This window comes from Rhodospirillales bacterium (genome assembly GCA_016712595.1).
Taxonomy (GTDB): domain Bacteria; phylum Pseudomonadota; class Alphaproteobacteria; order Rhodospirillales; family Defluviicoccaceae; genus Defluviicoccus.
Genome location: JADJQT010000006.1, coordinates 80,624 through 106,681 on the forward strand (window position 1 = coordinate 80,624; position 26,058 = coordinate 106,681).

The 26,058-nt window shown below is 65.9% G+C and carries 19 protein-coding genes and 2 pseudogenes; 9 read left to right on the top strand and 12 right to left on the bottom strand.

Annotated elements, in window-relative coordinates; genetic code table 11:
• Positions 1–31: 31 nt before the first annotated feature.
• The 5 genes from IPK66_18220 to cobD all read right to left on the bottom strand — a co-directional run bounded on the left by IPK66_18220 (position 32) and on the right by cobD (position 7,783).
• Entirely contained in the window at positions 32–3,526 is a 3,495-nt protein-coding gene (locus IPK66_18220) for an AAA family ATPase (GenBank protein ID MBK8177115.1), read from the bottom strand.
• Positions 3,527–3,529: 3 nt separating this feature from the next.
• Entirely contained in the window at positions 3,530–4,774 is a 1,245-nt protein-coding gene (locus IPK66_18225; GenBank protein ID MBK8177116.1) for a DNA repair exonuclease, read from the bottom strand.
• 141 nt (positions 4,775–4,915) lie between these two features.
• Entirely contained in the window at positions 4,916–5,803 is an 888-nt protein-coding gene (locus IPK66_18230; protein ID MBK8177117.1) for a 2Fe-2S iron-sulfur cluster binding domain-containing protein, read from the bottom strand.
• Positions 5,804–6,094: 291 nt separating this feature from the next.
• Positions 6,095–6,748, bottom strand: coding sequence for a glutathione S-transferase family protein (locus IPK66_18235; protein MBK8177118.1), 654 nt, complete (start codon positions 6,746–6,748; stop codon positions 6,095–6,097).
• A gap of 24 nt (positions 6,749–6,772) precedes the next feature.
• Positions 6,773–7,783: a cobalamin biosynthesis protein CobD gene (gene cobD / locus IPK66_18240; protein ID MBK8177119.1), complete on the bottom strand. Its 1,011-nt coding sequence runs from the start codon at positions 7,781–7,783 to the stop codon at positions 6,773–6,775.
• A 176-nt stretch (positions 7,784–7,959) separates the two neighbouring features.
• On the opposite strand from cobD, the gene IPK66_18245 reads away from it, so the two are divergent.
• Complete coding sequence (locus IPK66_18245; GenBank protein MBK8177120.1) at positions 7,960–8,118, top strand: hypothetical protein; 159 nt, start codon at positions 7,960–7,962, stop codon at positions 8,116–8,118.
• A gap of 328 nt (positions 8,119–8,446) precedes the next feature.
• Entirely contained in the window at positions 8,447–10,063 is a 1,617-nt protein-coding gene (locus IPK66_18250; protein ID MBK8177121.1) for an L-lactate permease, read from the top strand.
• 27 nt (positions 10,064–10,090) lie between these two features.
• Here the strand turns inward: IPK66_18250 and IPK66_18255 are convergent.
• Positions 10,091–10,634: pseudogene (locus IPK66_18255) on the bottom strand (transposase).
• A 178-nt stretch (positions 10,635–10,812) separates the two neighbouring features.
• Between IPK66_18255 and IPK66_18260 the strand changes: the two are divergent.
• The 3 genes from IPK66_18260 to IPK66_18270 all read left to right on the top strand — a co-directional run bounded on the left by IPK66_18260 (position 10,813) and on the right by IPK66_18270 (position 13,692).
• A complete protein-coding gene (locus tag IPK66_18260; protein MBK8177122.1) occupies positions 10,813–12,048 on the top strand; it encodes a toll/interleukin-1 receptor domain-containing protein in 1,236 nt (411 codons plus the stop codon).
• A complete protein-coding gene (locus tag IPK66_18265) occupies positions 12,045–12,998 on the top strand; it encodes a hypothetical protein (protein MBK8177123.1) in 954 nt (317 codons plus the stop codon). Before IPK66_18260 ends, IPK66_18265 begins: the two co-directional genes overlap by 4 nt.
• Positions 12,999–13,158: 160 nt before the next feature.
• Positions 13,159–13,692, top strand: a complete 534-nt coding sequence (locus IPK66_18270) for a hemerythrin domain-containing protein (GenBank protein MBK8177124.1) — start codon at positions 13,159–13,161, stop codon at positions 13,690–13,692.
• Positions 13,693–14,000: 308 nt separating this feature from the next.
• Here the strand turns inward: IPK66_18270 and IPK66_18275 are convergent, their stop codons facing one another.
• The 4 genes from IPK66_18275 to IPK66_18290 all read right to left on the bottom strand — a co-directional run bounded on the left by IPK66_18275 (position 14,001) and on the right by IPK66_18290 (position 17,698).
• On the bottom strand, positions 14,001–14,834 hold the full coding sequence (locus tag IPK66_18275) for an aspartyl/asparaginyl beta-hydroxylase domain-containing protein (GenBank protein ID MBK8177125.1): 834 nt from the start codon (positions 14,832–14,834) through the stop codon (positions 14,001–14,003).
• Between the two features lie 3 nt (positions 14,835–14,837).
• Entirely contained in the window at positions 14,838–15,518 is a 681-nt protein-coding gene (locus IPK66_18280; protein MBK8177126.1) for an isoprenylcysteine carboxylmethyltransferase family protein, read from the bottom strand.
• Positions 15,519–15,642: 124 nt separating this feature from the next.
• Entirely contained in the window at positions 15,643–17,034 is a 1,392-nt protein-coding gene (locus IPK66_18285; protein ID MBK8177127.1) for a HAMP domain-containing protein, read from the bottom strand.
• The gene (locus tag IPK66_18290) at positions 17,021–17,698 is read right to left on the bottom strand and encodes a response regulator transcription factor (protein ID MBK8177128.1); all 678 of its coding nucleotides are present in this window, start codon (positions 17,696–17,698) and stop codon (positions 17,021–17,023) included. Before IPK66_18290 ends, IPK66_18285 begins: the two co-directional genes overlap by 14 nt.
• Positions 17,699–18,159: 461 nt before the next feature.
• Here IPK66_18290 and IPK66_18295 point away from each other — a divergent pair.
• The 4 genes and pseudogenes from IPK66_18295 to trpE all read left to right on the top strand — a co-directional run bounded on the left by IPK66_18295 (position 18,160) and on the right by trpE (position 24,204).
• A pseudogene (locus IPK66_18295) lies at positions 18,160–19,595 on the top strand (IS1182 family transposase).
• 127 nt (positions 19,596–19,722) lie between these two features.
• A complete protein-coding gene (gene kdsA, locus IPK66_18300; protein MBK8177129.1) occupies positions 19,723–20,682 on the top strand; it encodes a 3-deoxy-8-phosphooctulonate synthase in 960 nt (319 codons plus the stop codon).
• 108 nt (positions 20,683–20,790) lie between these two features.
• Positions 20,791–22,674 carry a peptidyl-prolyl cis-trans isomerase gene (locus IPK66_18305; protein MBK8177130.1) on the top strand — a complete coding sequence of 628 codons (1,884 nt, stop codon included), beginning with the start codon at positions 20,791–20,793 and terminating at the stop codon, positions 22,672–22,674.
• A gap of 18 nt (positions 22,675–22,692) precedes the next feature.
• Positions 22,693–24,204 carry an anthranilate synthase component I gene (gene trpE / locus IPK66_18310; protein ID MBK8177131.1) on the top strand — a complete coding sequence of 504 codons (1,512 nt, stop codon included), beginning with the start codon at positions 22,693–22,695 and terminating at the stop codon, positions 24,202–24,204.
• Between the two features lie 87 nt (positions 24,205–24,291).
• Here the strand turns inward: trpE and IPK66_18315 are convergent, their stop codons facing one another.
• The gene (locus IPK66_18315) at positions 24,292–24,654 is read right to left on the bottom strand and encodes a hypothetical protein (GenBank protein MBK8177132.1); all 363 of its coding nucleotides are present in this window, start codon (positions 24,652–24,654) and stop codon (positions 24,292–24,294) included.
• Between the two features lie 189 nt (positions 24,655–24,843).
• Positions 24,844–25,572, bottom strand: coding sequence for a hypothetical protein (locus IPK66_18320; protein MBK8177133.1), 729 nt, complete (start codon positions 25,570–25,572; stop codon positions 24,844–24,846).
• Positions 25,573–26,058: the final 486 nt, after the last annotated feature.

Here is a 26,058-nt window from a genome sequence, read left to right on the forward strand (position 1 = left end):
CGTCCGGCCACGGGGCATCCGATCGACGGTGTCAGCAGCCCGCGAGGTCGACGATGCTCGCCCGGCCTTGCGCTGCGAGTGGCGCCGCGGCCTCGGCGATGCGCTGGTGGTGGGTGAACAGCAGGACCTGGGTGGTCGCGGCGAGGTCGGCGAGCAGGCCGAGTGTGGCCTCGCTACGCGCATCGTCGAAATGCACCAGCAGATCATCGGCGATGAACGGCAGCGGTTCGGTCGCGCGGCAATACTGCTCGACGGCGGCAATGCGGAAGGCGAGGAACATCTGGTCGCGCGTCCCGTCGCTCATCCGCGCCACGTGCACGGTTTCTCCCGAGGCGCGCCGGCCGACCACGATCGGCTCGCCGCGATCGTCGATGTCGGTCTCGATGGCGACGAAAGCGTTGCCCGTCGCCGCGGCGAACAGGGTGCTGGCGCGCATCACCAGCGGGTCCTGCTGCTCGGCCCGAACCCGCTCGATCGCCGCCGACAGCAGATCGTGCGCCAGCATGCGCTCGACGTAGCGGCGGGCCGCCAGCCGCAATTCGGTGGCCGCGCTCTCGCGCGCCGCCACCGCTTCATTGATGCCCGCCGAAGCGGTGAATGCGTTGACCTCCCGGCCCCGGTCCTGCAGGCGCAGCACCGCCCCGTCGCGCTCCATGGCGAGGCGCTCCTGTTCGGCATCCGCCTCCGAGCGCGCGGCGGCGACGGCGTCGAGGTCGCGGCCGCCCCACTGCTCCCGGAGCGCGGCGACGCCAAGGCCGTCACCGGCGGTGGCAATTGTTTGCAACTCACCCCGCCGCTGATCGATAAGGCGCGCCCGCTCCTCGCAGCGCATGGCGATTGCCGGCAGGCCGGCGGCGTCGCACCCTGCGTTACCGCACAGGTCGGCGACCGCAGCGACGGCGACATCGAGCCCATTTTGCTTGAGGTCGCGCTCACGCATCAGCTTGTTCCGCTGCCTGGCGAGGGTCTCGCGTTCGGCGGCAGATTTGCGCGCCTCGTCCAACTGCTTGTCCAGATTCGCGGCGGCGGCCAACGGATCGTCGGGCAGAGCGAAAGTCAAGCGGCCGGCAAACTCGGTGATCCGCTGTCTGAGTTGTTCTTCGTCCTCGTCCATCCGCGCCAACCGCTTGAGCGTCAGCCGCAGGGTATCGAGCACGCCGGCGGCACTCCCCCAATGCATCGCCACCGCGTTGCCCTGTTCGGCACTGGCGCCTGCGTCGAGGCCCAGCGGCCGTACGGCCTCCGCCCAGACGCGGCGCCACTCGGCCAGCGCCGCCTGCTGACGGCCGAGCGCATCGCGCACCTGGGCGATGCGGCGATCAAGATCGCGGATCGCTGCCTCGTCGCGGCGGCATGCGTCGTAGGCGCTTTCGTGGGCACGGATGGCTGTTATCACCGCGTCGACGCGGACGGCCAACGGACAGCCCGGGCCTTCCGCCAAGCCCAGCCGCGTGTGTGCCCGCGCCATGGCCGCCAGACGCTCGGCCTGGCTCGCCCGCAGACGGGTAAGGCCGCGCACCACCGTCTCACCGTCCTCGGCAAGGTTGAGAACCTCGCGCCGCTGCTCGACCAGGCGCTTCAACACGCCGGGATCGGCGCAGCGCTCCATCGCCTCCGGCCAGGACGCCCGCCACGCCGCATCCAGTTCCGCGCGGCACGCCTCAAGCCGGCGGTGCTGCAAGCCGAGCGCGGCGAGCGCGACCTCGGCATCGCTGTGTTCGCGCCTCAAACGGTCGAGGCGGGCCAGACGATCGGCCTCGGCTGCCGCCCGGTCGGCGAGATCATCGGCCTCGCCAATGAGCCTGCCCAGTTCCGCAGCGTCGTCGCGGCGCTGGTCGAGCGGCCGGGCGGCGAGGGCCGATCCGTCGGCATCGAGATAGCGCGCGGAGATCCCCGCCCAGGCCTGGTTGCGCGATGCGCGCGCGTCGGCGATGGCGGCCGCGGACGGCAGGGTCGCGGCCTCGGTCAGCTCGGCGATCTCGATCGCAGCCGCGTCGCGGCGGGTGGTTTCGCGAGCGATGGCCTCGGCCATCTTGACCCTCTCGCCGTCGAGCGTTTTGCCGGCATCGATGTGCGCCTGAACCACCGCCGCATCCGGGCAACGCCAGGCAGCGAGCGTTGCGATGTCGGCAAAGCCAAGGTCGTGGAGCCGCTCCGCCAGCGCCGCGCGCGACTGCGCGTCCTGGCGTTCCTGTTCGTCGAGATCCGCCTGCGCCGAGGCGATGGACGCGAGTTCTCCCGCATCGCAGCCGAGCGGCGTGTCGGTTCCTCTTCGGACGTGGTCCTCATGATCCCGTCGCAAATGCGCCAGCGCCACCTCATCCTCGGCCAGTTGCTCGGTCGCCTGGTCGATCTTCGCCGGCAGCGCCAGCCCCTCGGCGGCAAGGCCCTGGACTTTACGAATGTGAGCCTCCTCCGGCATGCGGGCGGCGAGGTCGGTGTCGGCGGCAAGTCCGATACTGGCGCGCAGCGTGTTTAGCTTGGCTTCGCTGTCCGCGCGCTCCTGCTGGCGATTGAGCCGGTCGGCCCGCGCCTTCTCGACGGTAACCGCGGTCTTGGCGAGGTTGCGGATCACCGCTTCGCCATCGAGCAGCCCCGGCGTCACCACGATGGCGCGTTCTTCTTCGGCGAGCGCCTCGATCTGTTGGCCGATCTCGCGCACCGCGCGCTCTGCCACGTCGAGCGCCGCGAGCGCCTCGCGCGCTCTGCCAGCAAAGCCGGCTGGCAGTGGCGCGACATCGGCGTAAGCGGCAAGGTCGCGCTCGATCGCATCGAGACGCCGCAACGCCGGGATCACGCGCTCGAGTCTGTGCAGCTTCGAGGCCCGTTCGCGCGTCTCGATCACGCGGACGGCCAGCGCGTCGCGCTCCTCCATCGCCGTGCGTTCACGCTCGAGCGCCTGCTTGAACGCTTCGCGGGTCAGCGTTCCGTCACGAACCTGCCGGTCGGCGGCGTCGAACGCGTCGAGCGCCTGGTAAAACAGCCGCTCGGCCGAGCGACGGACGGAGAAATTGCGCTCCGCCTCCGCCTTCAATTGCACCATGGCATCGACGAGGCCGCGCAGACCGCCGCCCGCCTCGACGATCAGTCGGCCGACGTCGCCGTCTGCCGCCAGCAGCCGGTCACCGCCCGAACGCAAGGAGGCGTGATCGATGCCGAACAGGGTCTCGAAGCGCTCGCGGCCGGTCGCCCCCAGAATGCTGCCGAGAACAGCATCGTCGACGCGCCGCCCATCGGCATCACTCAAAGATCGTCCTTGCCGGCCCTTGCGACGACGCAAACACACCGTGCTGCCATCGGCGCGGGCAAGCGTCGCGCTCAATCGCATCTGATCGTAGCCGAAGACCTGACCCTGCGGTGAGGCGTGGGGAATACCGAAGAGAAAGTCGATGATGGCGGCAAGGCAGGTGCTCTTGCCGGCTTCGTTTGCCCCAAACAGCACGACAAGGCGGGAATCGGCCGGCAGCACCACCGTGCGCTCGGCGAAAATGCCGTATTTCTCGATGCCGAGGCTGAGCAGGCGCATCGCTCACGCGCCCCCGTGCTCGATCATCGCCGCCGCCAGTGCCTGCGCCGCCTCCAACGCTTCGGAGTCGAGCTCGGCAATCAGCGCATCCACCCGCGCGCCTGCCGGGACCTTGGCGCGAACCTCATTCACGCGCACCTGCAAGCGCTCGGCCAGCCATGGATCGGCGGCGAGATCAGCAAGGCAGCGGCGCAAGCGGCCCCCCAGCGATGGATCAATCGGCTTCCCCGCAAACGGCGGCGGTGCGGTGCGAAGTTCGATCCGTTCGATCCACACGTCATCGCCAAGGCCGGCGACGAGGGTTTCAATCTCTTCACCCAGCGCGGCCTCCGTCGCCGCCAATTCGGCGTGGAGCGGTGTCGCGCCGATAAGGCGCAGGCGTACCGCGAGGCCTCGCCCGTCCGCCGCCGCCAGCGCACGCTCAACCGCCGCGCTCACGGCGATCAGCACCTCGGTCCGCTCGGCGATGCCGGCGATGGAAACCCGCTCCACCGCCCAGCGGACGAGGTCAAGCGGACGATGCTCGATCCGGCTCACCTGCCCGTCGTCGACCGCAACAAGCATCGCGCCCTTGACACCAGTCTCGCGAATGCTGCGGCCCTGAAGGTTGCCGGAGAAGACGATCGGCGGCTCGCTCGCCAGAATCTCGTGGGCGTGAACGTGGCCGAGCGCCCAATATTGATACCCGTGCGCGGCAAGCTGCTCGACCGTGCACGGCGCGTAGGGCTCATGGCCGTCGCGGCCGGTGCACGCGGAGTGCAGCAGTCCAATGTTGAACCGGCCGTCGAGCGGCGGCGGATAGGCACGAGCGATGTTTTCGCGAACGTCACGCTGAGGAAAGCTCTGCCCGTGCACGGCAACACCGATGTCGTCGAATACGACGGTCTCGGGGGCACGAGACGAGAGCAGCCGGGCATTGTCGGTCAGAGGAAGGCCGGCGGCGAAGCGATTCTCGGCATCGTGGTTGCCGGCGATCATCACCACCGCCACGCCGGCCTTGCGCAGCCGGCCCATCCGGTCGGCAAAGAACAGGCCGGTGCGATAGTCGCGCCACTGCCCGTCGAAGACGTCGCCAGCGATCAGCAGCAGGCGGCAGCCTTCGTCGATGGCCAGGGCGATCAGGTTGTCGAACGCGGCGCGCGAGGCGGTCTCGATCCGTCCGGCGTAGCCTTCGGCCCGCCGGCGCAGGCCGATGAGCGGACTATCGAGGTGCAGATCCGCCGCGTGCACAAAACGAAACGGGCTCATCACCCCGCGCACTCCGAACGACCGCCGTTGGTGGCCTCACCCCCACGGCTGCCGTTATCGCCGCGCGAGCGCCGATCCCATTGCCGGGATCGGCTCTCCTTTTAGACCGTCGCATCGATACTCGGAAGGTCGGCGAAGAGATCAGGCGTTGGCGCGGGCCTCTTCCTGGATGATCCAACGCTCGAGGATCTTTACGTGCTCCTGCTCTTCCTTGCGGAACTCCTTGGCCAGCGCGCGAATTTCCGCATCCGCCGTCGTCTCGGCAACGTAGTGATAGAACTCGAAGCCACGCGTCTCGCCCTTCAGGGCTGCCTTGAGCGCGTCACTACGCGTCAACGACGAATCACCGGCCCATAGCTCCGTTTGCTCGGGAGCCTCCATATCGGGCCAGTCGTACTCCTTGGGCATGCGGCCGGTTACATCGATGGCGCTGGCCCGCTCCTTGGCGTCTTGCAGGTGCAGGCGGGAATAGCCGGCAAGCTGGCGGAACAGTTCCGCGACTTCCTTGTTGCCGCAGCCGTCCATCGACTCCGCCAACTCGTCGAAGTGATCGGCGGCCGATTGCTCGACGGCAACGGCATGCGCGAGGAAATCCCCGACGGAGCGGAGTTCCATGCGGTCGTTGAAGATCGGCGCCGCATGGGTCGTCGCCGGGCGTTGCGCCGGCAGGGTTTCGTCACCGCCGAAGGTCACCAGGATGTCTTCCTTGCGGACAAAATACTGACACGCGAGCCGATAGCGCGGCGGCATGTCATTGACCTCAGCTTCCTCGATCTCCGCCTCGGTGATCTTGCCGAGCTGGCGAAGCTGCTCCTTTTCTTTCTCGTTGAGGGTGAGGCCCATGCGCAAGGACGGATCGAGATGGGTGACCTCCACCAGGCACGAGCCGCATTCGCCGTTTCCGCAGTCGAACGGAATTGGAATTTTGTGTGCTTTGGCAACGGCGAGCAACGTGCCCCGGTCGCCGGCAACGGCGTAAACGGTCACGTCCTTCTTCATGACCGGGGAGGAAAATGTGATCAATGCCATAAGAGGAATTCTCCAGGTTTGGCGAACGTTCTTACGCGTGTTCGGTTGATCCGTTCGCGAGCGCCAAGCAACGCGGCATGCAGCGGGACGGACGCGAGGCTCCCCCTCGCCCGCCCGGCCGGTCCTGCGCGCGGCCGCATCGCGATATGCAAGACGCGGACCATCAAGCCGGATGATTATTTTTCAAGTCGTTATCGAGAGTAAGGACGGCAATTCCGCCTGTCGTAAACATGACAAACGCGACCGGACATCCGTACAATTTCGTCCGTTTCCGCCGCAGCCGGGATACGTTCAGACGATGTCGTAAGTGATCGTCCACGGCTCAACCGCGGCTTCGGCGCACCACGCCGCCATCGCAGGCAGGGCCAGAACAGCGGCGCTGTAGGCGTTGCCGACGGCGTCGAGGGTCACGCCGTAGGTGCGAAACCGCGTGACCACCGGCGCGAACATCGCATCGGCGTTGCAGAAGGCGCCGAAGAGAAATGGACCATCGGCGCCGAAGCGGGCGCGGCAGTCGGCCCACAGGGCGAGGATGCGGGAAATGTCCTGATCGACGTCCGGCGTTCGTCCGCGTCCCGGCAACGATTTTAGGACCTGCATCGGCATGTTGCTGCGCAGGGCGGCAAACCCCGCATGCATTTCCGCCGAGACGCAGCGGGCGTGCGCCCGGGCGCCGGGGTCAGTCGGCCACAGTCGGCGATCGGGAAACCGCTCGGCGAGATATTCGAGGATCGCCATCGAGTCCCAGATCGTCGTCGATCCCGCGTGCAGGATCGGCACCTTGCCGGCCGGCGAGTGGCGGGCGATCCTCTCGGCCGTGTCCGGCTGGCGCAGAGGAATGACCACCTCGTCGAAGTTGATCCCCGCCATCCGCATCGCCAGCCACGGCCGCAGCGACCACGACGAATACGCCTTGTTGGCGATCACCAGGGTAAAATCGGACATGCTCTCCATCCCATGCGCGCGCGGTTACGCGGACCAGACGAAACAGGCGGCGGCGATCGCCGCCACCGCTGCGCCATTGAGCACACAGGCAACGGCGAACAGCGCCAACGCGCGGCCGACGTCCTGCGCCGTCGCCCGCGCCGTGCCGTCGCCGATCCACGGATCGTCGACGACAAGCCCGGGATAGCATCGCGGACCGGCGAGCGAAAGGCCGAGCGCGCCCGCCATCGCCGCTTCCGGAAACCCCGAATTCGGCGAGCGATGCTTGCGCGCGTCGCGCAGCATGACCCTTACCCCCTTGATGACGCTCGCCCGCGGCACGGCGATCGCCGCCGCCCCGAGCATGACACCGGCGAGGCGGGCGGGCACGAGGTTGAGGGCGTCGTCGAGGCGCGCTGCCGCCCAACCGAACGCGCGGTAGCGCTCGGAGCGGTAGCCGACCATGCTGTCCATGGTGTTGACCGCCTTGTAGACGAGCATCCCCGGCAGGCCGAAGAGCACGAACCAGAACGTCGGCGCCACGACCGCGTCGGAAAAGTTCTCGGCACAGGATTCGATCGCGGCGCGGGCAACGCCATGGGCATCGAGCCGGCGGACGTCGCGGCCGACGATAAGCGCGACCTGGGCGCGCCCAGCCTCAACGCCGCCGCGCTGCAGCGCGCGGACGACGTTGAGGACATGACGGAACAGGCTTCGCTGGGCCAGCAGCGTGATGACGACCACAAGCTCGCCCACCCAGCCGTAGGGCACCAGCCGCGCGAGCACGGACACGGCGATGCCGACACCCCCGGCGAGCCCGGCGACGAAAACGACGAGCAACACGCCGCGCAGGCGCCGATCCGTCGCGCGGCGCTCCTCGCGGTTGAGCTTGCGATCGAGCGCCGCCACCACCGCGCCGACGCCGCGCACCGGATGCGGCAACCGGGCCAACACGCCGCGCGCCTCGCCAAGCACCGGCTCAAGCGCCAGGGCCGCGAGCAGGAGCAGGAGGGGATGGAACGGCAGAACGGCGGACAGGGGAGCTGCGATCGGCATGCCCGCACTGTCGGCAGCCGCACGCTACGCGTCAACTGCAGACCGCCGGCGCCGCTGGATCATCGGAGTGCCTAACCCATCGCCTCCTTTGCCACCCGCATTACTTCCGGTGCGGATGCCGCCTCTGCCGTGATCGCCCCGGATCGGCACACCATTTCATCCACGAACCGCGAGTCGTGTCTCATACCGTTGAGCGGTTGAGGTGGCTTGGCGAGGCGCATCCCGAGCGGCGCGTCGAGCCGTGGTTGATGGACGAGGCCGGCGTCGGCGAGAAGGAGCGGATTTGCCATCGCTGGTGGCTGAAGGGGCGGCGACGACGCCGTCATTGTCCTTGACCACGCTGGCTGGCGCGGCGCCAGGGCGTTGCGGGTCCCAGACGCCGTCACCCTCGTCCCGCTGCCGCCCTACGTGCGGGAGCTTAATCCCGCCGAACCCGGCCGGATCACCTCCCGCCGCAATGATCGCAGGATCGCAAGGACCAGCCCATAGACTCGCCGGCATAACGCGCATCTGAGCGATGCAGCTTCGTTGAGCCGGGTTGATATGCAGTATAATTTTTTAATGCCTCCGATTCATTAGAAAACCTGAAAGTACGAACGAGCAACTCTCTCAAATCTCCCATTGATTGTCGCGACGTGTGGCACATAAACTGTAAGTAATAAGATGACATGGGAGAGAGACACCGTGAGCTATTCAACTGCCGATTTTATATTTTCGGCGGCGCCGGTCATTGTGCTTATTTTCATGATGACCAAGAAAAATAATGTGCCTTCGCACATTGCGTTGCCGATCTCCGCCCTGCTCGTATACGGCATTTCGCTTATATACTTTGGCAACGATCCAAATGTCACCAATGCAACCATCGTCAACGGACTTTTGACCGCGTGGGTGCCAATATTCATCATCTGGGGCGCTATTCTCCTGTTCAAGACGATGGAAGTTACCGGAGCCATGAATACCGTTCGTTCATGGCTCAACGGCGTCAGTCCAAACCCGGTGGCCCAGCTTATGATCATCGGCTGGGCATTTGCGTTCCTAATCGAAGGAGCGAGCGGCTTCGGCACTCCGGCTGCGCTCGCGGCGCCAATTCTTGTCGGGCTCGGCTTTCAACCGCTGAACGTCGCGTGCCTGACTCTGGTCATGAACTCGGTTCCGGTGACCTTCGGCGCGGTAGGCACGCCGACATGGTTCGGTCTCGGGCAATTGAAGTTACCACCTGAACAACTCCTGCAAATCGGCATCGATTCGGCGATCATCCATAGCGTCGCCGCGCTCGTCATCCCACTCATCGCTCTCAGCTTCGTGGTGAGCTGGCGGGACATTCGCGCCAACATCGTCTTCGTCTACTTGAGTATTCTGAGCTGCGTTGTTCCGTATCTGCTTATCGCCTTTTTCAACTACGAATTCCCCTCATTGATCGGCGGGATGATCGGCCTCCTCGGCTCGGTCATGCTCGCGCGGGCCGACATCGGACTGGCAAAGGGCGATGGAACGCACTCTCGGCCGTCGACCGACTTGGGCACGCTCGTCAAGGCATTCTTCCCGTTGTGGGGAACCGTGCTGGTGCTGATCGTGACCCGCATCCCGTTTCTCGGGATCAAGGCGTTGCTGACGGCCGCCTCTCCCGCTTTCACCACCCCTTTAGGATCGCTCGGTGAATTCAGCATCAGCGCGGCGCTGGTCGTGAAGCTGACGCAAATCTTCGGAACGGGCAGTTCCTGGTCGTTTTCCACCCTCTACATTCCCGCGTTCATTCCGTTCTTCGTCGTATCCTTCGCATCGCTGATCTTGTTCGGGATGAATTGGAGGACGACGGCGCACCTATGGACGGAAACATCCAGCCGGATGGTCAGGCCGATCTTCGCCCTGTTGGGCGCGCTGGTGATGGTCAAGCTGATGACCGTTGGCGGCGACAAGGCGATGGTGATCGTCATCGGCCAGTATTTCGCCGATCTGTTCGGCCGTAGCTGGCAGTTCTTCGCCTCCTATCTGGGCGCGATCGGCGCGTTCTTCGCAGGCTCGAATACCGTTTCCAACCTGATGTTCGCCGGCATCCAGAAGTCGATCGCGGAGACGCTGGGGCTCAATCCCACGGTCATCATCGCCATGCAGTCGGTCGGTGGCGCGATGGGCAACATGGTGTGCATCAACAATATCGTCGCCGTTTGCTCGCTGCTCGGCATCCTCAACAAGGAAGGCGTCATCATCAAACGCACGGTGGTGCCGATGATTGTCTACGGCCTCGTCGCCGGCGCCGTCGGCTTCCTCCTGGGCGCGTGACAGGGGGTTGAGAGTCCGTTTGGAAAATCATGGGTGAGCATTTCGGCGCAGGAGGTTGCCGCCCCTGGCGACGGGGATCATGGCCTGGGAGACGTCGATGCGCTGTTTGTAGTCACGCGCGAGGCGACGCCAGCGGACATCCAGCCGAAGGTGCGCTCGACCAACCAGCGCCTGGGGCGGGACCTCGAAGCCTTTCTGCTCATCGGAACGGCGGATGATCTCACGACGAAGTCGAGGTCGGCGGCCTCGTCCATCAGGGTGAGGCGGCCGTAGGCGCCATCGGCGAACAGAGGCGTCACCCAGGGTCAGCGCTCGCGGATCGCCCCCAGGATCACCTGGACGCCGGCCCTGTCGGCCGGCGTCGTAGTCCCTTGTTTTTGCGTGCGAGGCCTTGACCGACTGATTGTCGATCACCGCAGCCCACGGATTGGCGTCGCGCCCGGCCCGCCTTACGATCGACCATCAGCGCCACGTCTTAAAGGGTCTGGAACAGAAACTGCCGCGCCAACTCGCGGAACCAGGCATAGACCGTCTGCCGGGAACCGAGATGGATCGGCAGCATCCGCCAGCCGCTGGCGAGACACGAGATTTCGAACGCAGGCGCCACCGAACCGCGCTCACAGTGTGAAAATTTGCTATTGTTTGGGTGACGATCGGCTCTGTGCTCGGTGATCCGTCGAGGTTCTGACGGGGGTGGGTCGGGTTGGCAGGGCAGCTTGGCAGGGCAGCTTGAAGGAGTGGCATCGGCGATGACATGCGCGCTCGCCATCTACGTCATCTGGCATCCGGACAGCGTCGAGGATGCGGCACTGGCGCGGCAGATCGCCTTGCACTTCGACGGCGATGAGCCGGTCCGCGACGGGCTGGGCATGCGCATTCCGGTGCGCGTCCGCAGTCAGGCGTGGGGGACGGACCCCGGCGGACCGCCGCGGCCGATCGCCTTCGACGCGGCCGAGGTCAATTTCATTGTCGTACTGGATTCCTGGGCGCTGGCCAACGCGGCGGGAACATCCTGGCGCGGCTTCTTCTCCGCCTTGACAAACGCGCGCGCCAGCGACCCTTTGCGAACGCGCGTCCTTGCCTTCTCGCCCAAGCCGGGGCGGTTGCCGGGCCTGTCGGCGATCCAGCAGGTCGGAACCCAGGCTTGGCCGACAGACGAGCGCCGTCGACGCGATTTATTCCTCATCCATATTACCAACGCCATCGGCCAGCATCTCAAGGCACGCGAGAAGGTCGGCCGCGACGGCGGTAATATCGATGCCGTCCTCATCGACCGCGAGCGCCTTTTTCTCAGTCACGCCAAGGCGGACGGATGGGCGCTCACCCAGGCGATCGAGCAGCACCTCCAGGGTAACACCTACGGTGTCGAGACGTTCGTCGATGCCACCGACCTTCCCGGCGGCGCCCGCTTCGACGGCCAGTTCGACGCGCAGATCGCCCGCAGCGCGCTCGTGGTCATCCGCAGCGATCAATACGGCACCCGGCCGTGGTGCCGATGGGAGATGCTGCGCGGCAAGCTGCACCATCGCCCGGTGCTCGTGGTCGATCTCATCGAGCGCGGCGAGGCGCGCATCTTTCCCTACGGCGGCAACGTGCCAGCGATGCGAATCGTGCTCGCGCGCCCGGGCGATGCAACGGGCGACGCCGCGGGCGACGGGAACGCCCCCGGGTTCTCCGAGGGAGAGATCGAGCGGATCATCCTGGCGATGATGACCGAGGTGCTGCGCGCGCTGGTCTGGCGGATGCGGGCCGAGGCGGCCGTCGCCCGGCTCGCCGCGACCGGGGGAATCGATCCGGGAAGCATCGCCTATTTTCTACGCACGCCCGAACTGGTCGATGTCGTCCATCTGCGCATCACCCAGCGAAACGAATCGATGATCGTTTATCCGGACCCGCCGCTCGACGAGCACGAACGCCCGCTGATCGAGGCGATCGGCGCCGGTTTGCAGCTCCGGGCGCTGTCCGAACTCGAGGCCGTGCCATGAGCCGCGGTGGTCCGATCGTCGCCCTGTCGGTCTCGGATGGCCCCGATCTGCCGCGCTTCGGCTATCTCGATCATCACCTGCGTCAGGTTTTGAACGCGCTGTTGATCGAGTTGCTGCGTGGCGACCTGCGGATCGGCTACGGCGGTGACCTGCGCCGATCCGGTTATACCCGCGAGCTCTTCGATGCGCTCACCGCCGCCTATGCCAAGAGTCGCCTCGTCGCCGACGGATGGCCGGCGATCGTGCATTATTTTGCCTATTCGTCCTGGTGCGATGTCGATCCGGCCGAACTGTTGGACCATCTCGCTTTGCTCGGAACCGTCGCCGAGACCCGGTTCGTCGACGTCGCAGGTGAGTATCTCGCGGTGTTCAGCACCGAGGACGGCCTGAGGCGGATCGTCTCGCCGGCCGGTGACAGCCACGCGATGGGAGCGGATGAACTGGTTGGCGAGCTCGCCTCGATCCGCGCACGAAGCGGCACGCCGTCCGCGGGCGACGCCCTTGCCGCGATGCGGCGGACGATGGCGGGCGAGACCATCCTGCGCGTCGTCGCGTCCGGAAAGGTCGCGGGATACCAGGGCCGAATGCCCGGCATCGTCGAGGAAGCCCTGCTGCACGCGGAGGCGGGCCGGCTGATCGTCGCCCTCGGGGCGTTCGGCGGAGCCGCCCGCGATGCCGCCATCGCGCTCGGGCTGCTGGATGAAGACGCCCGGGTATCGCACACCGAGGTGGGGGCTGGATACGACGCGGCGCTCGCCGAACTCTGCGGGCTGGCGGGGATGCACCGCGAGCGGGCCGAGGAAGTGGGCACCTGGGCGGATCTACAGATGCTCTCCGAGGCCGACGATCCGATGGCGATCGCCACCGGCGTTGTGCGCATCGCCGGGCGCACCGGATCCCCTGACGCGCTCGCCTGCGGCCTGACCCCGACCCTGCTTCCCAGTCGCTGAGCAAGCGCACGCGCGGATTGATCCCGCTCTCGGGCCGCGCGCGCCACCATCGCCGCCACTGCCGGACGCGCGCCGCCGCACTTTGTTGCGCCGGCATTACGCCGGAACTTCGTTACGCTTGCGCGGTTCTTCTCGCGATTGAAGACAGACGAGGACCGACATGCCTAGTACCAAGACTGCGACGCAAACGCCGGCGACGGCAAAGAAGGGCTCGAAAACCGCGCGCCGCGCCGCCCACGCGACAGCAAAGCCCGCCGATGCCATCCGCTTGCTCAAGGATGATCACCGCGAGGTCAAGCAGTGGTTCAAACAGTACGAGTCCCTGGAGGAGGACAGCGAAAAGCAGGCGCTCGCCGAAAAGATCTGCCGCGCGCTGACAGTGCACACGCAGATTGAAGAGGAAATATTCTATCCCGCCGTACGCGCCGGAATCGATGATGACGACCTGCTCGACGAGGCCGAGGTCGAGCATGCCAGCGCCAAGCAGCTCATCAGTGAGATCCAGGGCATGAAGGCCGGCGAGCGGCTGTTCGACGCCAAGGTCACGGTGCTCGGCGAATACGTCAATCACCACGTCGAGGAAGAAGAAACGGAACTGTTCCCGGAGACCCGTGACAGCGACATCGACTTGAAGGCGCTGGGCGGTCAGCTCGCCGAGCGCAAGGCCGAATTGATGGCGAAAGCCGGTACGTAACCCGCCTCGGCAATGGCCCGACGGTCGGCAACTCCATCCGGGGAGTTTCCGATCCGTCGCCAAGCGCGTTTGGCGGCGACGGCAGCCCGCGATCGCTTGCGATGGTTCAGTTTGAAATTACGTTTCTCGCCAAGAGCGGACATTCCGGCATTGGCGTGAATATGTCCGGTTTGGAGCGCATCGCGACGCACCCGCATCGAACGAAGCGGAGTCACTGCGGCTGGCAACCAGGACTATCGCTTATGCTGCATTCGGGCTACGCGTGCTGCGTGCACCTGAGCCCTTGCCCGTCGGGAGCGTTGCTCGGGTCATTTGGCATAGTAGCGTTTTTCCCACGCCCGGTGCCGCTCCTGCGCCTCGCGGACGAAAGGGGTGAACGGGGCCAGTCGAAGCAGCAGCCGGTTGACAATGTTTGCCGGAAACCGCAGCGGCTTGAGGAAGTCGACGAACAGCACGACCCTGGTACCGGTGCTGCCGTTCCACACTTCGTGCTCGAAGTAGTCGTCGAAGATCAGCACTTTTCCTTCCTGCCAGTGGCAGACGCGGTCTCCGACCCGCAGCGTCAGCGCGTCGTTCGGCTCCGGGACGATCAGCGCCAGGTGCAGCCGGAGCACGCCGTTGTAGGGGCCCTTGTGCGGCGGCAGGTGCTTGCCGGGCTCAAGAATCGAGAACATCGCCGTCTTCAGCCCGGGAATGCGCTGCAGGATGCGCCAGGTGTCGGGGCACTGCTCGATATTGCGCCAAAGCGGCGCGCCGTAGCCGAGCAGGAAGAACGTCTTCCAGTGATTGTCGCGGGTGATCGTCTTGAACTCGGCGACGACCTCGTGGAACGCTGGCAGGTCCGCCTGCCGCTGCAGAACCCGGTCGAGCTCGGTCCTGATCAGCCGCCAGTCGCGTTCAATGTCGGCGACCCAGGGGAAGTCGCGGTTGTCGAAGACGCTGAGGTCAGCGACCTTCGAGTGGGTCGCGTTCAGCCGCTTCGCCCAGCGGGCGATCCGTTCAACGAGGCGACGCTTTTCGCGCGCGTCGCGCCGCTCCTTTTCGGAGCGCCGCACGGCGGCGGCCGGAGGCGCCGTGCGCGAGGCAGGGGCATCCAGAGTGGCGCTGGTGTCGATCGCAGGGTGGCCGGACAGAGGAGACATGGCTCAGTAAATCCGGGTGAGGACGGGAAGCAGGGAGGCTTGATGCAGGATCAGCAGTAGCTGCACGATGCCGAGGCCCCAGATCATCCAGACGTAATCCTTGGCGTTGGCCCGGATCGTCGCCGGATCGACGCCGCAGGTCGCAGCGTCCCGCAGCAGGCGAAGCCGGGGAAAGAACGTCGGCGTCTCCCGGCAGTACTGAACGAACTTGTCCGCAAAGAGGTCGTGAAGTTTCGCCTCCTCCTTGCGGATCACCCGCGGGTAATACCCGGCGAACCACACGACCACGGCCGCCGCAATCAGCAGCGATCCGGCGGCAAGCGCGATCCCGACAAGACCGACGAAGGTGTACAAATAGACCGGGTTCCGGCACATCGAGTAAGGGCCGAGGGTCAGCAGCTCGCGCTGCTTGCGCCCAGCGATATAAAGCGCGGTCCAGGCACGACCGGCGATCGCGAACCGGACGAGCGTATAGCCGGCTGCCAGCATCACGGCGCTGACCAGCGGCGGCCAGTCGCTCGCGGTGACGCTCAGGAGGGCGAGCGCGGCGATGAAGAAGGCGCGGGTCGCGATCTGCTTGCGACCGTCCGGTGCGCTCAGCAGTCCTGCAGCAGTCCGGCCCGCCGGCCTCTCCGGCGACGGAGCTGCGTGCTGCAGCGAAAGATCGAGGTTAACGTCGGTCATGTTCAGCCTTGCCAGTGGATGGGGCGATCGCGTGTCGAAGAGCGCCACCGCCGAATCCGACTAGCACTTCTCCACCGGCGGAGGGACTTACATCTCTGTAAAGTGCCGCGCGGGCGTTTCCCGCTCAGCGGCCCGGCGCTGCTCCGGCCGGGAAGCGGAGCGTCACCCGCAGCCCTGGGCGGTTGTCGGCGAACTCTAAGCTCGCCGCATGCAGGTCGGCGATCGCCGCAACCAAGCTGAGCCCGAGCCCGCTGCCCGGGGTGTTCCGGCTGGTCTCCAGCCGGACAAACCGTTTGCACACCTGGGCGCCCTGCCCTTCGGGAATGCCGGGACCGTCGTCGGCGACGCTGGCGCAAGCGCCTTCCGGGTTTTGCCGCACCGTCACCTCGATCCGGCTGCCGGCCGGGGTGTGCTCGATCGCGTTCTCGATCAGGTTGGCGAACAGCTGGGTCAGCAGCTCGGCATCACCGGTGATTCCGAGGCCATCGGCCAGCTCGGCGTGCAGCGCATGGCCGGCATCTTCGGCGACAGGAAGGTAGGTCTCCACGAGGTTCTGCAGCAACCGCGAGAGATCGACCGCACGAAATCCGGCCCGGCGCGAGCCGCTGTCGATCTGCGCGATCCGCAGCATGGCCGAGAACGTGGCGAGCAACCGGTCGGCGTCGGCGATTGCACCCGCGATCTCGCCTGCCATCGGACAATCGCCCGCGCAGCCGGGTCGCTCGGTGAGGACCGCCAGCTCCAGACGCTGGCGTAGCCGGGTCAGCGGCGTGCGCAGGTCGTGCGCGATGTCGTTGCTAACCTGCTGCAGGTCCTCGACCAACCGCTCGATCCGGGCGAGCATGGCGTTGACCAACCGCGCCAGTTCATCGAACTCGTCCTGACGCGGGCTGATCGCCAGCCGGCGCGACAGATCCCCGCGGATGATGTCGTTGCTGGTGACACTCATCGCGCGCAGCCGCCGCACCGCCCGCTCGCCGGTGGCAAGTGCCAGCAGCAGCGCCACGGCGATCGTTGCGAGGCCGCAGACGAGAAACCCGCGAACGATGATCTCGCGCAGCTGCCGCAGAGGGTGCGAATCCCGGCCGACGAACAGGTACCAACCATCGTCGAAGACGCGGCCCTTGCCGTGCACGACGTGCTCCGAATGTCGCCGTCCGGTGAGCGGGTCCTCCGGCGGCGGCAGGTCGATCCAGCCGTTCACCGGCATCATTGCCGCGAGGTTGCCGGCGACCACGCGACCGGACGCATCCTGCAGCAACAGGCGCGCGCCGCTGAGGTCGCCGTCGACCCGCCGGGCGATCGTTTCCGCCACCGCGGCAAGGCCTTCCGCCGACCTCTCGGTCGCAAGCGCGCTGATCTCGGCGCGGATCTCGTTCTCCACCTGCTCGCGGATCGACCGGACGGTGGCGAGGTAGACGACGCTGAACAGCACCAGGACCGACAGGGAAAACAGTCCGGTGTAGGTTCCGGCGATGCGAAACGTCGAGCTGCGGAGCCGCTTACGCCAGTCCACGCAAGCAGTATCCGACGCCGCGTACGGTGTGGATCAGCTCCGGTGCGAAGCCCTTGTCGATCTTGTTGCGCAGCCGGCTGACGTGCGTCTCGACGACGGTGGTTTTCGGATCGAAGGTGAACTTCCAGACGCGTTCCAGCAGCATTGTCTTGGTCACCACCTTCCCCGCGTTGCACATCAGAAACTCGAGCAGCTCGAACTCGCGCGGGAGCAAATCGATCGGGTCGCCCGACCGCGTCGCAGTCCGCCGGATCAGGTCGAGCTCGAGGTCGGCCACCCGCAGCCGGGTCGGTGATTCCGCCGTCGACGAGCGCCGGCCCAGCGCGCTGACCCTGGCGAGCAGCTCGGCGATCGCGAACGGCTTGATCAGGTAGTCGTCGCCGCCGGCCTCGAGGCCGGTGACGCGGTCGTCGATGCCGGCAAGCGCGCTGAGGAACAGCACCGGTGCGCCGCCCCCCTCGCCCCTGAGCTGCCTGACCAAGCTGACGCCGTCGATCGCCGGCAGCATGCGATCGACGATCAGCACGTCGAAGCTGGCATTCCGCGCGAGGTCGAGCGCTTCCCTGCCATCCGCCGACCATGCAACGGTGTGGCCGGCGCGTTCCAGGGCGGTCGCCACATAGCGGGCGGTCTCGGTGTCGTCCTCCACAAGCAGGAGATGCATGCGTGCGCTTCCGACCCAGGCCACTGCGGAACCGGCAGTGTCGCCGAGCCTAGCCGTTCGCGATGGCGGTGTCGATGCAGAGGGCGTAGCGTTGGTCGTTCGCTAAACAACGGTGCCTTTATAAACGAAACGCAGCGATTGACGATTTGATCGAGATGCTGCCATTGCGCGTTCGGCGGAGTTGGCGGCCGACGGCGACAGCCAGTTGAGGATGCGTCCCGCGACCCGTCCCCCCAGCGGCACCAGTGTCAGCGCGTGCGGCAGGTCCTTCCAGATCCTCCGCGGCGACACCGAATAGAACAGGCTCTTAAGCGGTTTCGGAGTGTGCCGACGGCGTAAGTGTCATGATGTGACCAAAGACTGGGCCTCCCTTCCATCACCTCCCTGCGTCTGCTCTTGGCAGAGGCTGTGTGAAAACGCGGGGTGGGCTATTGTTGGCGGCGGGTTAGCCGGGGGTGCGCATGAGCCGCTTCATCGAAGGCGAGGACCGACTGCAGCAGTCGCTGCTGCCGAACTGCATCGACGATTATGTTTCCGAGGACAATCCGGTGCGGGTGGTCGAGGCCTATGTCGACGAACTCGACTTGGCGGCGTTGGGTTTTGATCGGGCGAGCCCGGCGGCAACGGGCCGTCCTGCCTACCATCCGGCGACGCTGCTCGAGATTTACCTGTACGGCTACCTCAACCGCATCCAGTCGAGCCACCGGCTCGAGCGCGAGGCGCGGCGCAATCTCGAGCTGATGTGGCTCACCCGCCGGCTCGCCCCCGACTTCAAGACGATCGCCGACTTTCGCCGCGACAACGGCGCCGCGATCCGTGCGGCGTGTGCCGAGTTCATCCTGCTGTGCCGCCGGCTGGGGCTTTTCAGCCAAGCGGTGGCGGCGATCGACGGCAGCAAGTTCAAGGCGGTCAACGCCCGCGACCGCAACTACACACCGGGCAAGCTGCAGCGCCGCATCGAACAGATCGAGGCCAGCGTCGCCCGCTGGCTCGGCGCGCTGGACGCGGCCGACCTGCAGGAGGGCTCGGTCGCGCAAGACAAAGCGGTGCGGCTGGCGGAGAAGGTCGCGGCGATGCGCGCCAAGGTGCGCGAGCTGCGTGCTTTGAAGGCGCGGGTGGAAGCCGCGCCCGACGGCCAGATCTCGCTGACCGACCCCGACGCACGGGCGATGGCGACCAACATGCGCGGCGCCAGCGTCGTCGGCTACAACGTGCAGACGGCGGTCGAGACCGAGCATCATCTGATCGTCGCGCACGAGGTTACGAACGTCGTCGTCGACCGGGCGTTGCTGGCACCGATGGCGGCCAGGGCGAAGGCGGCGATGGGCCAGGACGCGATCGACGTGCTGGCCGACCGCGGCTATTTCAGCAGCGAGCAGATCCGGGCATGCGAAGCGATCGGGGTGACCCCCTACGTGCCCAAGCCGCTGACCTCGGGGGCAAGAGCCGAGGGCCGCTATGCCAAAGAGGACTTCGTCTATCTGCCGGCCGAGGACGCCTATCGCTGTCCCGCCGGCGAGGTGCTCCCGCGCCGTTTCGGCTCGGTCCTGCAGGGCCGGACGATGATCACCTACTTTTCGACCCGCTGCGGCGAGTGCGCGCTGAAGAGCCGGTGCACGCCGGCCAGGAACGGCGTGTCCGGCGCTGGGAGCACGAGGCGGTCATCGACGCCATGCTGGCGCGGATCGAGCACGCGCCCGAGGCAATGACGGTGCGCCGCCGCACGGTCGAGCATCCTTTCGCCACGCTCAAGGCCTGGATGGGTGCGACGCACTCCCTCACCAGGGGGCTGGAGCGGGTGCGAACGGAAATGAGCCTGCACGTGCTCGCCTACAACATGAAACGGGTGATCAATCTCCTCGGCACCCGGCCGCTCATCGCCGCGATCCGCAGCTGAGGCGCGATCTCGTCCCGCCGACTGCGCCCGCACCAGCCAAGGTGCCTGCCAATCGGCGATTGAGCACCAGTTTTCACACGGGCTCGGGATTACGCGTTGGATCGCGACGGGACAGCAGAAGTGAAACATGAGGCGTAGCCGATCGCTTTGCGGCATTGCCGAAGGCGCGGGCGCGGGTGCACACTCCGGTGGCCTCGGTCCATCGGCCGAGGCCGCCGGATGGACGAAGCCTAGGAGACGCGCGTTGACACCCCCCCGCCACGTCACGGTCAGCGGGCTGGCAATCGGCAACGATCTGCCGCTCGTGATTATCGCCGGCCCCTGCGTCATGGAAAGCCGCGCCCATGCGCTGGAGACCGCCTACGCGCTGGCGGAAATGGCCCGGGATCTCGACGTCGGCCTGATCTACAAGACCTCGTTCGACAAGGCCAACCGCACCAGCCTTTCCGGTGCCCGTGGCGCCGGTCTCGACGCGGCGCTGCCGGTGTTCGCCGAGATTCGCGAATCCGTGGGCCTGCCGGTGATCACCGACGTGCACGAGCCGGCGCACTGCGCCGCCGTCGCCAAGGTGGTCGATGTTCTGCAAATCCCGGCTTTCCTCTGCCGCCAGACCGATCTTCTCGTCGCCGCCGCCGAGACCGGCTGCGCCATCAACGTCAAGAAGGGCCAGTTCCTCGCCCCCTGGGACATGGTCAACGTCGTCGAGAAGATCCGTGCCGCCGGCAATGACCGGGTGATGGTCTGCGAACGCGGCGCGAGCTTCGGCTACAATACCCTGATCTCCGACATGCGGGCGTTGCCGATCCTCGCCAACACTGGCTGCCCCGTCGTTTTCGATGCGACTCACTCCGTGCAACAGCCCGGCGGCAAAGGCAGCGCGTCCGGCGGCCAGCGCGAATTCGCGCCGATTCTCGCGCGTGCCGCCGTCGCCGTCGGCGTCGCCGCCGTGTTCATGGAAACGCATCCCGATCCCGATTCGGCGCCGAGCGACGGGCCGAACATGATCCCGATGAAACAGCTGCCCGCCGTGATCGGCGCGCTGCTCGAATTCGACCGGCTGGCCAAAGCGCATCCGGTGAGCATCTAGGCGCGAGCGCGGCTTGCGGGCGCGTGTGGCCCAACCCTATGATCCCGCCGCGCGCGACCGGCTTTTCCGGGCGAGCGCGCCACAACGCAGCTTCGGGAACGCTCGCTCATGCTGGACGCCATCCGCAAACGCGCCGGGTCGCTGGTCGTAAAAATCCTGTTCTTGATCCTGGTGCTGAGCTTCGGCGTGTGGGGGATCGCCGACGTCATCAGCCCACGCGGACACGGTGACTGGGCCGCGAAGGTCGGTGACGAGACGATCTCGGCCACGGCTTTCCAAACGGAGGTGCGGGCGACCGTGCGCCGTCTGGGCGCCGCGATGGGCAAGCCGATCGATGCCGAACAGGCCCGGGCCCTCGGCATCTCCTCGTCGGTCCTCAACCAGATGGTCGAACGCGCGCTCTTCGAAAAGGCGGCTTATGACCTGAAGTTGACCGTCACCGACGCGAGCATCCGCGACCTGATCAAGGGCGACGAGCGGTTTTTCAACGCCTCGGGCGCCTTTGATGCCGACGTGTTCAACCGGCTCCTGCGCAGCAACGATCTGACCGAAGACCGCTACGTCGCCCTCCTACGTCAGGAAATGCTACGCCAGCAATTGCTGAGCAGCCTTACCGGCGGCGTCGTTCCACCGCAGGCGGCCGTCGAAGCCCTTACGCTTTACCACGGTGAACGGCGAACCGCCGAGATCGTGCGCATCATGGATGCCAACATCAGCGGCATCCCCGCGCCCGATGAGGACGCGCTCAAGACGTTCTACAGCGATTTCTCCGGCCTGTTCGCCACTCCGGAGCTCCGTTCCGTCAGTGCCGTCATCCTGTCCGCCAACGCCGTCGCCGCGAATCTGACCCTCGACGACGAGGAACTGCGACGCCAGTATCAGGAAAGGCTCGCGGATTACACCCGGGCCGAGCGCCGTAGCTTTCGCCAGATTGTCTTTGCCGACGAAGCCGCAGCGCGGGCAGCGCGCTCGCGGCTTGACAGCGGCACCGACTTCACCACGCTCGCCCGCGACACCGCGGCGAAGAGCGGCGGCAACACCGATGCCGAGGTTATCGGCCCGGTGACGCGCGATCAGCTTCCGCCGGAACTCGCCGAGGTGATTTTCCGCACGCCGGCAGGGGGGACAAGCGAGCCGATCCACACCTCCCTCGGCTGGCACCTGATCACGGTGACCGCTGTTGAACCCGGCGCGGTCAAGCCCTTCGCCGAAGTGAAGGACGAACTCGCCGCGGCGGTGAAACACGACCGGGCGATCGATTCACTTGTCGATCTTAGCAACAAGCTCGACGACGCGCTCGGCCGGGGCGCCAGTCTCAGCGAAGCCGCGAGCGAACTCGGGATTTCGGTGCGCACGATTTCGGCGCTCGATTCCTCCGGACAGGACGCCGACGGCAAACCAGTGCCAGACCTGCCGGCAAAGTTCGTCGAATCGGTGTTTTCCACCCCGGCAAACAGCGACAGCGGCCTAGTCGAGGCAGACAACGAAACCTATTTCGTCGTCCACGTCGACGCGATCAAACCATCCGCGGTACCGCCCCTGGAGACGATCAAGGCCCGCGTCGCCGAGGCCTGGCTCGCTCACGAGCGCACCACCAAGGCGAGAGCGCTCGCCGATGAGACGGCGGAGCGCGTGCGCGGCGGCGCCAGCCTTGCGGCCATCGCCAGCGAGAAGGGCTGGAAACTGGAAACGACGCCCGCCTTCGGTCGCGAGGGCGAAGGCGCAACCGACCTGCCCCGTCCGCTGATCACCGCTCTTTTCGCCGCCAAGGCCGGCGAGACCCTGAGCGTGCCGATCGATGACGGCTTCGCCGTGGCGCGGCTTGCGACGGTGAGCGCGCCGGGAGAGGATGCGATGCGCGTTGCCGAGCCGGGTGTCCGCAATGAGCTGACCCAGTCGCTGCAAGGCGACATTATCACGCAGCTCGCGGCCGCCTTGCGCCAGCGCTACTCGGTCAAGATCAACCCGCAAGCCCTCGAGCGCTCGCTCTGAGAACCGGCAAGGCCCGCAATGGATATTCAGCCGCCCTATTCGACCTTCGCCCGCACCTATGCGCAAGGGCGCGCGCAGGTGCTATGGACATCGCTCGTCGCCGACCTCGATACGCCGGTCTCAGCGATGCTGAAACTCGCCAAGGGATTGCCGAACACATTCCTGCTCGAGTCCGTCGAAGGCGGCGCCGTTCGCGGCCGCTATTCGTTCATCGGGCGCGATCCCGATCTGATCTGGCGCTGCCACGGAAACGCCGCCGAAGTGCGCCGGCCGCACGAGTCCGGCGGCGATGCCTTCAATCCCTGCCCGGTCGGCAACGCGGAGGGGGCCCTCGCCTCGCTGCGGGCCATTGTCGCCGCCTCGCGCATTGATCTGCCGGCCGGCCTGCCGCCGATGTCGGCCGGCCTGTTCGGCTACATCGGCTATGATATGGTGCGGCTGATGGAGCGGCTGCCGGACGGCAATCCCGACACCTTGGGATTACCGGATGGTCTGTTCGTTAGACCGCTGGTGATCTGCGTCTTCGATACCATCGCCGACCGCCTGACGATCGTCACCCCGGTCCGGCCGCGCACGGGCTCTACCGTTGGCCTGGCCTACGAAGAGGCGCGCGAGCGCCTGGCAACGGCGATCGCCGATTTCTCGCGGACGGTCCCGCGCGGGCGCGGGCCGGCGGAACCGCCGCAGCCGATGCCACAGCCGGACTCGAACATCACCCAACCCGCCTACCACGCGATGGTCGAAAAGGCGAAGGGGTACATCTTCGCCGGCGATATCTTCCAGGTGGTTCCGTCGCAGCGCTTCCGCGTGCCGTTCGATCATCCGCCCTTCGCGCTCTACCGGGCGCTGCGACGATTGAATCCGTCGCCGTTCCTCTTCTACCTCGACTTCGACGGGTTCGCCGTCGTCGGGTCCAGCCCGGAGATCCTCGTGCGCGTGCGCGACGGCAAGGTCACCATCCGGCCGATCGCCGGAACCCGCCGGCGTGGCGCCAGCCGCGAGGAGGACGTGGCGCTGGAGGCCGAACTTCTCGCCGATCCGAAGGAGCGGGCCGAGCACCTGATGTTGCTCGATCTCGGGCGCAACGACGTCGGCCGCGTTGCCGAGACCGGCTCGGTGCGCGTCACCGAACAAATGGTGATCGAGCGCTATTCGCATGTGATGCACATCGTCTCCAACGTCGAGGGCACGCTCGATGCCAAATATGATGTCATCGACGCGCTGATCGCCGGCTTTCCCGCCGGTACCGTCTCCGGAGCACCAAAGGTGCGGGCGATGGAGATTATCGATGAGCTGGAGCCGGAGCGGCGCGGTATCTATGGCGGCTGCATCGGTTATATCGGCGCGTCGGGCGAGCTCGATACCTGCATTGCCCTGCGCACCGCCATCGTCAAGGATAAGATGCTCTACGTTCAGGCGGGCGGTGGCATCGTCGCCGACAGCGACGCCGAAGCCGAATACCAGGAGACCTGCAACAAGGCGGGGGCCCTCCTCCGCGCCGCCGCGCAGGCGGCCGGCTACACGGATTAAGGCCGGGGACCGGGCTTTTCGTCCCCTCCTGCCCCGAGGACGCGACCGTCCCCGGGACTCGTGTGCTTGCTCGAGCGATCGAGTTGATCAGCCGTCGTCGCGATCGTCGTGTCGATTGCCATGCCGGTCGTCGCGCCGATCATAGCGCTGGTGACGATCGCCGTCGCCCCGCGACCGCTCGGCCCACAAATGCGGATGTGGATCGCCTCGCCGCCGCTCCTCCCACGCATACGGATAGCGCGGGACCGGGTGGTTCAACCGCCGCTCGGGAAACACCGCGTAACGCGGACGAGAATTGTCCAGCCGCCACGCGGGAGCGCTCGTGTAGACCGGATAGGGGACGATCCGTTCGCTGCGTTCGTGCACCACGCATGCGGAAAGGCTCGTCGAAAAGATCATCCCGACGGTGGCAATGACGATCGCCATCGGGGAGACCTTGCGTGTACGCATTGTCGTTACTCTCTGGTTGTTGCCCGTCGCCGCCCGGCTTGCGACCGGGCCCGACAAGCAGACTGTCGCACACCATCATGGCGCGCTGCTGTTCGCATCATGGTTTAATTGCGATGCGGCTTTGCTACGAATGAGGGAGGCTCGGCTGTCCGTCGCCCTTGCCGCCTGAGCAAGCCCACGCGTGTCCGATCAGCTGAACAGCAGGTCCGTGTGGTAATCGGCGCCGGTCTTGCTGTTGACGTAGATGCGCCACTGCCCGCCGCGTTTCACCCCGAAGACGCTCGCCGCGTGACCGGTTGCCATATACTGGCGAGCGTCGAGCGCGGTGCCGCGAACGATGCTCGGATTGAGCGCGATGATCTGGGCGGACAAATCTTGCAGGGCTTGGGCCCGCACGTCAAAGCGATTGGCCGTATCCCGTACGGTATGGCTCCGCTGCGATTCAAAGATGGACTGCAGGAAAGACTGGCCGACTGCCGCAACCTGCACATTGTGGTGAATGATGATCAGGTTGCGCGGTGTTTCAAATACGAGGATGCCGCATCCGTCCAACTGCGCAGTAAAGAAAAGCTGCGCCTCATACCCCAGGGTAATGGCGTACGCTTGATCCGCGCTCCATTGCAAATAATAGGCGCGATCATTAACGAATTGGCTGCCGCCACGATAGGCCGTTTCGGCCCACAGCGCGCTCGTTGCCGGAATTCCGGTATCATCATATCGCAAGGTTACCGATGTAATTCGCGAGTCCGAATATTGAAAGAACGTGGGGACCGATCCTCCCAACTGGACAGTCTCGTGCACACTGTTACGAAACGAAATCCCGCCAGGATTCATGTTTATCCGTAGCCGGGTAACCGGACCGCCATTGAGAAATGTCGATGGGTTGGTCAAAAATTGACGATATTGGTTTTGATTCATTATTACACGACAACCATAGATTAATAGTGATTTCCGATAGGATCGTTGCGGTTATGCTTTTATCCAGATGCCATCACCAGGATCACCGCTTTTAGCACTGCCAATCCGAACCACCGACGGATTGTGGGTCGATCCCGTCCGCGATGTTCAGGAGTCTGACCGACCGCCCGGACGTTCACAGCCGATGTCGCGCTTAATCACGTATAACTCATATAGGTTATATCAAGTGTGCGTTCCTGAATTCAGACATAGAGCATTTATGGCGATTAATCCATAAATATAGCCCGTTTGGGATATATTAGCGCTCTCAATTACGAGATAGCGCGGCATGGGGTGCATAGACGCGCCGCGATAACAGTATCGCCGGCCGGAAACCCCACCCTGCAGGATCGAGGTGAGACGATCGACCGGCCCTGGCCAGCTTTGCCGCCCGCAGGATTTTGACCGCGCCGGACATCCTGTCGGCGCCAGTATCGATCAAAGCTG

Excerpts from the sequence above, each read along its gene's own strand:
- IPK66_18230 (MBK8177117.1), bottom strand. The coding sequence starts at position 5,803 with ATGGCATTGATCACATTTTCCTCCCCGGTCATGAAGAAGGACGTGACC.
- IPK66_18270 (MBK8177124.1), top strand. The coding sequence starts at position 13,159 with ATGCCTAGTACCAAGACTGCGACGCAAACGCCGGCGACGGCAAAGAAG.
- kdsA (MBK8177129.1), top strand. The coding sequence starts at position 19,723 with ATGAGGCGTAGCCGATCGCTTTGCGGCATTGCCGAAGGCGCGGGCGCG.
- IPK66_18280 (MBK8177126.1), bottom strand. The coding sequence starts at position 15,518 with ATGACCGACGTTAACCTCGATCTTTCGCTGCAGCACGCAGCTCCGTCG.
- IPK66_18260 (MBK8177122.1), top strand. The coding sequence starts at position 10,813 with ATGACATGCGCGCTCGCCATCTACGTCATCTGGCATCCGGACAGCGTC.
- IPK66_18290 (MBK8177128.1), bottom strand. The coding sequence starts at position 17,698 with ATGCATCTCCTGCTTGTGGAGGACGACACCGAGACCGCCCGCTATGTG.
- IPK66_18275 (MBK8177125.1), bottom strand. The coding sequence starts at position 14,834 with ATGTCTCCTCTGTCCGGCCACCCTGCGATCGACACCAGCGCCACTCTG.
- IPK66_18235 (MBK8177118.1), bottom strand. The coding sequence starts at position 6,748 with ATGTCCGATTTTACCCTGGTGATCGCCAACAAGGCGTATTCGTCGTGG.
- cobD (MBK8177119.1), bottom strand. The coding sequence starts at position 7,783 with ATGCCGATCGCAGCTCCCCTGTCCGCCGTTCTGCCGTTCCATCCCCTC.
- IPK66_18220 (MBK8177115.1), bottom strand. The coding sequence starts at position 3,526 with ATGCGCCTGCTCAGCCTCGGCATCGAGAAATACGGCATTTTCGCCGAG.
- trpE (MBK8177131.1), top strand. The coding sequence starts at position 22,693 with ATGGATATTCAGCCGCCCTATTCGACCTTCGCCCGCACCTATGCGCAA.
- IPK66_18315 (MBK8177132.1), bottom strand. The coding sequence starts at position 24,654 with ATGCGTACACGCAAGGTCTCCCCGATGGCGATCGTCATTGCCACCGTC.
- IPK66_18305 (MBK8177130.1), top strand. The coding sequence starts at position 20,791 with ATGCTGGACGCCATCCGCAAACGCGCCGGGTCGCTGGTCGTAAAAATC.
- IPK66_18265 (MBK8177123.1), top strand. The coding sequence starts at position 12,045 with ATGAGCCGCGGTGGTCCGATCGTCGCCCTGTCGGTCTCGGATGGCCCC.
- IPK66_18250 (MBK8177121.1), top strand. The coding sequence starts at position 8,447 with ATGACATGGGAGAGAGACACCGTGAGCTATTCAACTGCCGATTTTATA.
- IPK66_18225 (MBK8177116.1), bottom strand. The coding sequence starts at position 4,774 with ATGAGCCCGTTTCGTTTTGTGCACGCGGCGGATCTGCACCTCGATAGT.
- IPK66_18320 (MBK8177133.1), bottom strand. The coding sequence starts at position 25,572 with ATGAATCAAAACCAATATCGTCAATTTTTGACCAACCCATCGACATTT.